The following is an 8718-nucleotide window of genomic DNA, read 5'->3' as shown; positions in this document are numbered from 1 at the left end:
CTGTTTTCGCCCCCAGCGGCGTTATCATTCGCTCATGTAGAATAACTACACTACGCTCATTCTGCCTTGCTGGGCACAAAAACAGCCCCAGCAGGGCGTATTGGATTAGTGTTAACAGGCCCTAGGAAAACTCTGATTAATTCAGCGTTGCTCGATTACTCCTTCAGAAGGATCGGCCAATCCATCTACCTACAAGCATGCAAGGCATCATTCGGCTAGATGCAGGCTGGGGCCTGTTAACACTAATCCGATTAGCGTTAGCAGGCCCTAAGTTAGCCACTTCTTCCTGATCCTCTCACGGTTCAATGCCAGCCACTGCAAGGCAATGATAATACTGGTCGAGTTGGCGCGTCCGGTATAGAGTTCTGCAATTGCTTTTTCGCTATCCATCACTACCACGCGGATATCCTCTCCCTCATGGTCGAGACCATGCACGCCTGCTGCATTGGATGCATCGACCTCACCGCAATAGAGAGATATACGGTCCACGGATATGCCCGGGCTGACCATGAATTCACAGATATGCACGATATGGCCAATCTCGCAATTAGCTTCCTCCAGCGCTTCTCGCCTGGCTACCGACTCATCGCTCTCCCCAACCGGAGTAAAACCTCCCACCGTTTCCAGTATCCAGGGTATCTTCTCCTTACCCACCGCACCGATTCTGAACTGTTCAACAAGCACAACCTGATCCAGGTTCGGATCATAGAGCAGGACCGATACCGCACGCAGCTGTTCGAGCCGTTCACGTATCAGCTCTTCACTCTTACCCCCCAGATAGAGATCGTGCCGCAACCGATAGCGGTTAACTTTGAGAAATCCCCGATAGACCGGGTCAGACTCGATCAGTTCATATTGGTATTGCATCGAATATCTACTCTTTATCATGGATTGTCTTGTGTAACTGCCAGGTTTGGATTGTATCAGCAATCTACAAAGACAATCCCTTTCAACAACCACTCGGCGGTTTCTGAACGATCAATGGCGCGAACGGTAAATGCCTAAAGCACCAATAGATAAAAAAATACCCATGTATCCAATCGAACAGCGCAATACCTTATGATTTCTATGTTGATTCAGAAGAGTGCCTGGTCGATAAATCAAAACTCAACACAACTACAACGCTTAATTCGATTAATTAAGTATCTTATCAATCGGAGATACAACATGAGCGACGTTCAACATTTCACCCATGCACCCGAAACGTTGAAACAGGAGTACGTGAAGTATTTGGATAAGACCGCTATCGAGATGGGACGTACCAACAGCCCCTCCGACCGGGTGGACTGGGGTGCCGTCAATGACAAGATGGTCGAGTGGTGGAAGGAGAAGGGTTACGTTTTTCCTTAATTAGTGCACCGTACAGACCATACAGGGGTCGAATGACCTGACGATATGCTGTACCGATACCGGGTCCTTCTCCCCCGGTCTGAGTGGCGCATCCACCAGTGCGAGTTCCAGGGCGCCAGGCTGACCCTGGTGATCTCGGGGGGAGAAGTTCCAGGTTGTCGGGGCGATAATCTGGTAGTTGAGTATGTGACCGTTTTTAACCTTGATCCAATGTCCCAGGCTACCGCGGGCTGCCTCCACCAGGCCGTATCCCTGGGCCACCTGCGGGAAGGGTTTGTGATTGCAGAAGGCCTCGCCCGGTTTGAGTTCCATGACCCAGGTCTCCATAAGCATCACCACCCTGGCAATCTCCAGCAGACGTGCGATGACCCGGTTGCGCACATTACCGCCGCTCTCTGCAACCAGCGCTCTGACCAGTGACTGACCGTCCACCTGCTGTCGCGCCAAGGCGCCAACCTCGACCACCCGCCCGTCCAGCCTTGGCGCCTTGCACCAGCTATAGGCATTTGCCACATCCGCATCGGGCAAGGTTATGCCGTCGAACGGGTGCCTTGGGCTCTTTTGATGCACCATCCAGCTGTGACTGAGATCTTCGGTGATGAGCGCTGTCTCCAGCGGCTGCTCGGCATCATCCCAGAGACCTTGACGGAATCCAGGCTCTCCCTGCTGCCGATAGACACCATAGCTCATGAAGCGGTCATTACCGCGACCCAGCAGGTGGAGGTCGAGCGCCCTGGCCACTTCGAGAAAACGCCTGAAATCGCTGCTGCCTGGATCGTGCGCATCGATCCATTGATCGAGTGCTGCGATCGAATTCAGGCTTGCGATATTCTCCAGGGTGTCGCCATAGAGCGTAGTTTCGAGAAAGCGCCGAAAGCCAAACAGGATCGCCCGCAGCCGTGCCCGCTCCTGCATCTCGACGGCCCGGGTGGTACCCCCCGGCTGGATGGCCAGGCTGTGCGGCCACTTACCCGCCATCAATCCCATCAGGTGCATGAACTGCGCCCGGGCCGGCAGCATCTCCCTTGCGGCACTGCCGCTCTGCGCCCTGAAGCGCGACTCGATCATGGGATACCAGGGTTCGCCGCGGTAGGTCTCGCGGGCGAAATCGGGCATGAAGAAGAGGTAGAAGTGAGTCAGATGATCGGCCACGTTCTCATTGGCCAGGATCAGGTTGATGGCCAGCTCACCATTCAGCGGTGGCGTCACACCCTGCAGGGCCGCCAACGCCCGGGCCGCCGCGACCGATTGGGAGACGGAGCAGATACCGCAGATTCTCGGTGTATAGACCAGGGCATCCCCCGGCTCCTTGCCCTGAAGCATCTGCTCGAAACCGCGAAACAGGGACGAGGAGACCCGGGCCGACTTCACCCTCTCCTGCTCAATCTCCAACTCGACTTCCAGATCGCCCTCTACCCGGTTGAAGGGCCCAACGATGCGACGGCTCATGACTTACTACCCGGACGCCGCCGGGGTGGCACCCGGATATGATCCGCTACGGCATTCTCTTTCAAGCGTGTGGGTGTCGCCGCCTTCGCCAAGGATGCCAGTGCCACGAACCACGCCTTGGGCATATCGGTGGGCAGACCCACCGGGATACCGGCAATCTTCGGTGTTTCGGTAAAGGGGTGGCCGGGCTCCTCAAAGCCCGGGGCGGTACAGTTGATACAGGCATAGCCGCCACGCAGGCAGGAGCCTTCCCCGTTCCAGAGCCGGGTGTTGCAATCGGCATGGGCCTGAGTGCCGAGGCAACCCATGTGCTCCATCATGCAGCCCAGATCGGATGGCTTTTCCGCACTCGCTTTGTACTCATAGAACTCGTTTCGGGGACAGCCGTGATGGACCAGATGATCGGCATAATTGCGCGGTCTACCCCATTCATCGAGATGCTCCCGCTGCAGTTCACCGGAGGCGATCTGCAACAAGGTCTCGGTCACCCAGTTGGGATGCACGGGACAACCGGCGATATTGATCACCGGTAAGCCATACTGCGCCAGGAACTCCTTGCCCAGAAGCCCGCCGATGACCGTTTCGTCATACTGCAGCCCGCAGGATTCACTGGGATTGCCGCCGGCGGCTGTGATACCGCCAAAGGCAGCGCAGCTTCCCACTGCGATGACATGACCGGCCACAGCGGCAAGCTGCGCCAGCCACTTCATCATCGCCTCTCCCGTACCGGCAAGTCGGTGAAACTTTCCACTACCGTTGGGTCCACATACCACGGAACCCTCAAGGCAGAGCAAGTCGAGACGTTGCTCACCATGAATGATGGTTTCCAGCAGTTCGATGAACTCAGATCCCGAAGCCTCGCTGATGGAGGGGTGCCAGAGGATATGAATACCGGCACTCTCCAATGCGGTAAACAGGTCCGGCCCCTCTGCACAGAGCATTGAGAGTGAACAACCGCCACAACCGCCTGATTGCAGCCACAGCAGATTCAGTGGTTGCCGATCCTCATCAGCCATCGGCTTTCACCTTCAACGGCAGGGTTAAGGTGAATATGGCACCGCCATCGACACTGTTTTCAGCCGACAGGTCACCCCCCATATCCCGTGCCAATCCATAACTGATATAGAGTCCCAAACCGGTTCCCTTTCCCACCTCCTTAGTGGTATAGAAGGGATCGAAGAGTTTATTCATGTCACCCTCGGCGACACCCGGTCCGCTGTCGTGAATACGAATCCGGACATCCTTGTCGTCTCTGTCGCAACCTATAGTGATCAGTTTCTCTGCCTGACGCTCCATCACATCGATGGCATTCTGTATCAGATTGATCAGAATCTGATGCACCTGGCCCTGGCGCCCCCTGATCACACAGCTGTCGAGCAGTTCATAACGCACCTCGGGTTTCTCCCTTGAGGCCTTAATCACCCACTCGGTTGCTGTCATCACCACATGCTTCAGTTCAAAGGGTTCCGGTTGCTCTTTCTGGATACCTGAGTAACGACGCAGATCGAGCACGATATTACTGATGCGCTCCGCGCCCTCCATGGTTCCCTCAATCAACGGCCCCATATCGGATTCAATCTTGTCTATCCGATATTTTTCTCTCAGCTCCCTATGCAGATCCGGGTCGAGATGTTTATTCACATCCGCTATGTAGTTGTTGATACGCTCACCGTAGCGCTTCAGGGCGTGCATATTCCCGAATACCACGCTGATGGGATTATTAAGCTCATGCGCCACCCCGGCCACCAAGCGGCCAAGCGAGGCCATCTTTTCGGAGTGCACCAGGTGTTCCTGGGTCTGTTTCAGATCGATATGAGCCTTGTTCAGAGCCTCATAGGCACGACGCAGCTCACCTACCGGCCGGCCGATCAGCACCATACCCAAGAGTTTTCCCTTGATGTCGTAACGGGAGGAGCAGTTCATCGCCAACGGCATGAACCCACCTCCCTGGGTAAGCAGATTGACCTCACAATCGACAACGTCATCATTGCCCAGTTTTTCCGAGAAGTGTTCAACCAGAGGCTGCGATTCGAGGCCGAACAGTTCATTGAACGGACAATTCAACAGTTCCCTCTCCAGCCTCCCGGTAAGGTCCTCCAGCGCCTGATTCACTTGTAAAATCCGGCCGCCGGTATCGCAGACAATCAATACCTCCCTCATCGATTCGAGTACGCTTCGAATGAACTGCTGCGCCTCTTCCAATTCGGCGTTCTTCTGTTCCAACTCCACCTGGTAGTGAACCAGATCGGCATAAACCTTATCCATCTTCTGGATAACATCGATCCATGCACTCTCGGTTGTCTCATTCAACTGCAACGATTCATCCATGACAACCTTATCTATCAGGCTGTTTTTGAGGCGTGTTTTGGTTTCAACCATGACTACTCCCTGTATCGTGAGTCCGCGAATGAACGCGAATAAACGCAAATGTCCAGATTTCTCGTTCCCACGCGCCTGCGTGGGAATGCAGAATGAAAACATTTGTGTTCATTTGCGGACTGAAAAAACTCATTCAACTACCCACCACGTCCTGGCTCTCGTGCAATTGCTCGATTTTTTCAAGCCCGTATCGTTCCAGTTTGCTGCGCAGTCCGACCCGGGACAAGCCCAGCTCTTTCGCGGCCTGGCTCTTGTTCCAACGATTGCGGATTAGGCACTCCTTGAGGATGCGCGCCTCCAGTGATTCGACTCTTTCCTTAAGTGTGCCGTCCAGTCCGTTCATAACTTTCAAGTCGGCTTCGTCCTCTTCCGGCGCCGCCTGCAGCACCCGAGGCGAGAGCATGTCCGCACTCAGCAGTTCGCTATCGCTCATAACCAGCATGTGCCGGATTTCATTCTGCAACTCACGGACATTGCCTGGCCAATGGTAGGCCTGCATACAGGCCAAGGCTTCTTCTGTGAATCCCTTTACATGCTTACCCAACTGCCCCATCGAGACCTCCAGGATGGACTGGGCGATCAACGGGATGTCCATCCTGCGCTCACGCAATGCGGGCAGATGAATGGTGACGGTGGCAAGCCGGTAATAGAGATCCTCACGAAAACGCCCCTCGCGCACCTCCTGCTCCAGATCCCGGTTGGTGGCGGCGATGATCCGAATATCGACCTGCCGCGTCTGGCTGCTGCCCAAAGGGCGTATCTCACCCTCCTGCAAGACCCGCAACAGCTTTACCTGAAAAGCGGGTGAAACCTCGCCGATTTCATCGAGGAACACCGTACCGCCATTGGCCCGTTCGAAGATTCCCGCCCGGTCCTCCACCGCACCTGTAAAGGCCCCTTTCTTATAGCCGAAGAGTTCGCTTTCCAATAACTCATCTGGCAGCGCGCCGCAGTTCTCCACAACAAAGGGCTGGTCCCAACGCTGACTGTTGTAGTGCAACGCCCGTGCCGCCAGCTCCTTGCCAGTGCCCGATTCTCCGGTGAGCAGTACCGAGACATCATATGGCGAAACCCTGCGGATCTTCTCACACACATGATTCATACCGCTCTCGGGGCTGCGCACGATCTGATCGTCACAACGGTAATCGTCCCGCAGACGCTTGCGTTTCTGATCCATGGCGGACTGCAAGCGGCTCGGCGACATCTTCAGCTCAACCGAGAGGATTTCATTCTTTCGCTGCAGTTCGAAGAGTTGGGCCGCATTCTTCAACAACAGGATCAGACTGTCAGGATGCCAGGGCTTGGTAACGAACTGGTAGATGCCTGCTTCGTTGACAGCGCTGATGATATCTTCGGAGTCGGTATAACCTGAGATGATCATCCGAATCACCTCGGACCACTGCTCACGTACCTGTTTGAGAAACTTCACACCGGTGATCTCCGGCATCCGCTGATCGCAGAGGATAATCTGCACCCAGTCGGTCTCGAGGATTTTCCGCGCTTCAGTGACATTCTCCGCTGTCTTCACGTCGAAATCGTCTTCCAGGATACGCTGCAGTGTCTCCAGACTGCGCACCTCATCATCCACGATCAGGACTGTGGGCAGCGTGTTCATGACACCCTCCTGACCACTTTGGTCCAACGATGATTGGCGAGGGTCAGGGGTGTGCGGGATTTCGGAACTTTATAGACGAAGTTATAGCGGGCCACATGATAGCTCGGATCGAATCCGTAGAAGTTGCGTTTCATCTGTTCCAATTCCTCCTCACGATAGCGGGCCAGCGGCTTGATCGCCTCATCGGCCTGCCTTCGTGCATTCTTATAAAGTAGACGTTCAGTAAATGCCGGGGTGCGGATCATGCTGGTTGCCAGTTGGCGAACAGCTGAAACGAAACCGGCATCCGGTTCATCAATTACTTTGTCGATCAGGTTTAACGCCTTTGCTTCATCGGCCCCGATGGGCAGGCGACTCTCGACAATCTGTGTCGCACTCTCATCACCGCTATAGCGGGGTAACAGATAGGTCCAATACTCTGAACCGAAGAGATTGCCCATATCTTTGTAGTGAGGATTGAGTATCACTCCGCGACGGGCCCATACTTCATCGGCGGCCCTGGCCAGAAACACGCCACCGGCCCCGGCGTTACCCTGCAGCGCGGCCACGGTAAGATGGTTTTCTGTCTGTATGATTTCACGAGCGAGATCATCGATGGCATTGATATTGCGCCACGACTCATCAGCTGCGCTGGAGGCCGCCTCAATCATATTCAGGTGCATGCCGTTGGACCAGTAATCCGGTCCGCCCATCAATACTATCGCCCTTGTGTCCCGGCGTTTCGCATCGCGCAAAGCCGCCAACAAAGCTTCACATTGGGCGGTACCCATGGCGCCGTTATAGAAGGGAAAATGGAGCAGCCCCACACCCTCCACCTCTTCATACCAGATTTCCCGGTAGCCGGAATCAGCATCAGCTTCGATCTCCGGCAAGTCAGCGACCTTCTGTGCCAACAGATGGGTGGCGGGCAGCTTGAATGGATGCTCGCCCTCCCTCTCCCGCAGATGACCGATCCAGACTGCGCCATCAACTGACGCGCGGCAGATTGCCGGCCCGCAGCGGGCGATCGGTTCGCCGGGTTTGCCCCTTAGGGTCGTCTCCGGCCAGGCATCGTAAAGATAGAACTGCCGCTTAAAGAGCTCATCCAGGACACCTGGGACTCCGTCACCGCTGCGTATCTTGCGTAACACCTCCGCGGTAGTGTCACGTTGCCAATCGATGGCCCTGTCCGTCTGCCTGACCAGTGGTTGCCATCCACCCCGCTGTGTTGTACATACCTGCTCCAGGGTTTGGGGTTGGTAGTCACCTGCCTGAAAACGCTCCACTGCCAACATGACGGCCTCAACGGCTGCCTCGGTCACCTCGTTGCGATAGAGACTCCCTTTAGCCGTCTCACGCATCTCGAACTTCACACTGGCCCAGATATCGCCCGCATCCATCTCCCCATTGGCCTGGAGTACCGTAACCCCCCAATGTCTCTCATCCTTGAGGATTGCCCAGTCGAGGGATGAAGGCCCTCGATCGCCCCTGATGCCGGGGTGGACTACAAGACAGACATGGTTACGCCAAATCGATTCGGGGATTGCCCGCTTGAGAAAGGGAGCGATAATCAGATCGGGCCGGTGGAGACCAACTGCCTCCAACGCCACGGCATCGTTGATGTCGAACTCAACCGACACCTCATGCCCCATGGCCCGCAGCTCCACGTGGAGCCGTTGACTGAGGCTGTTGAAGGCGTGGGTGAGAAACAGGATGCGCATGCTTATATCCGACTATTCATTGCCGCAACGTAGTTGACAGATAGTGCCACGTACAATTTCTTTTATTAGTCCGCAAAAGAACGCTAATAAACGCAAATTCATTGATGATATATTTGTGTTTGATTAGGTTCATTTGCTGTCTCATTCTCAAAAAATTCCCGATCGGTGCGGCAAGCCAGCCGCACCCTACATCGCGCATTAAACATTTGCGTTCATTAGCGTTCA

7 protein-coding genes are annotated in these 8718 nt (G+C 55.2%); 1 reads left to right on the top strand and 6 read right to left on the bottom strand.

Going from position 1 to position 8718, the window contains the following annotated elements; all coding sequences use genetic code 11:
- Positions 1-267 precede the first annotated feature (267 nt).
- Positions 268-867, bottom strand: a complete 600-nt coding sequence (locus CODIS_RS01335; protein ID WP_083220481.1) for an NUDIX domain-containing protein — start codon at positions 865-867, stop codon at positions 268-270.
- A 300-nt stretch (positions 868-1167) separates the two neighbouring features.
- Between CODIS_RS01335 and CODIS_RS20770 the strand changes: the two genes are divergently transcribed.
- Complete coding sequence (locus CODIS_RS20770; protein WP_154722964.1) at positions 1168-1350, top strand: hypothetical protein; 183 nt, start codon at positions 1168-1170, stop codon at positions 1348-1350.
- Here the strand turns inward: CODIS_RS20770 and CODIS_RS01325 are convergent, their stop codons facing one another.
- From CODIS_RS01325 to CODIS_RS01305, 5 genes are all read right to left on the bottom strand, one after another.
- The gene (locus CODIS_RS01325; protein ID WP_069120821.1) at positions 1351-2799 is read right to left on the bottom strand and encodes a nickel-dependent hydrogenase large subunit; all 1449 of its coding nucleotides are present in this window, start codon (positions 2797-2799) and stop codon (positions 1351-1353) included.
- Positions 2796-3815, bottom strand: a complete 1020-nt coding sequence (locus tag CODIS_RS01320) for an NADH-quinone oxidoreductase subunit B family protein (protein WP_069120817.1) — start codon at positions 3813-3815, stop codon at positions 2796-2798. Before CODIS_RS01320 ends, CODIS_RS01325 begins: the two co-directional genes overlap by 4 nt.
- Positions 3808-5178, bottom strand: a complete 1371-nt coding sequence (locus CODIS_RS01315) for a PAS domain-containing sensor histidine kinase (protein ID WP_083220480.1) — start codon at positions 5176-5178, stop codon at positions 3808-3810. Before CODIS_RS01315 ends, CODIS_RS01320 begins: the two co-directional genes overlap by 8 nt.
- Positions 5179-5311: 133 nt before the next feature.
- Positions 5312-6793: a sigma-54-dependent transcriptional regulator gene (locus tag CODIS_RS01310; protein ID WP_069120815.1), complete on the bottom strand. Its 1482-nt coding sequence runs from the start codon at positions 6791-6793 to the stop codon at positions 5312-5314.
- The gene (locus CODIS_RS01305) at positions 6790-8493 is read right to left on the bottom strand and encodes a hydrogenase maturation protein (protein ID WP_069120811.1); all 1704 of its coding nucleotides are present in this window, start codon (positions 8491-8493) and stop codon (positions 6790-6792) included. The genes CODIS_RS01310 and CODIS_RS01305 overlap by 4 nt, the downstream gene beginning before the upstream one ends.
- Positions 8494-8718 lie beyond the last annotated feature (225 nt).

The organism is Candidatus Thiodiazotropha endolucinida, from assembly GCF_001715975.1.
GTDB lineage: Bacteria > Pseudomonadota > Gammaproteobacteria > Chromatiales > Chromatiaceae > Thiodiazotropha > Thiodiazotropha endolucinida.
The sequence above is the reverse complement of the archived record's forward strand: the minus strand, read 5'-3'. Positions and strand labels throughout refer to the sequence as shown.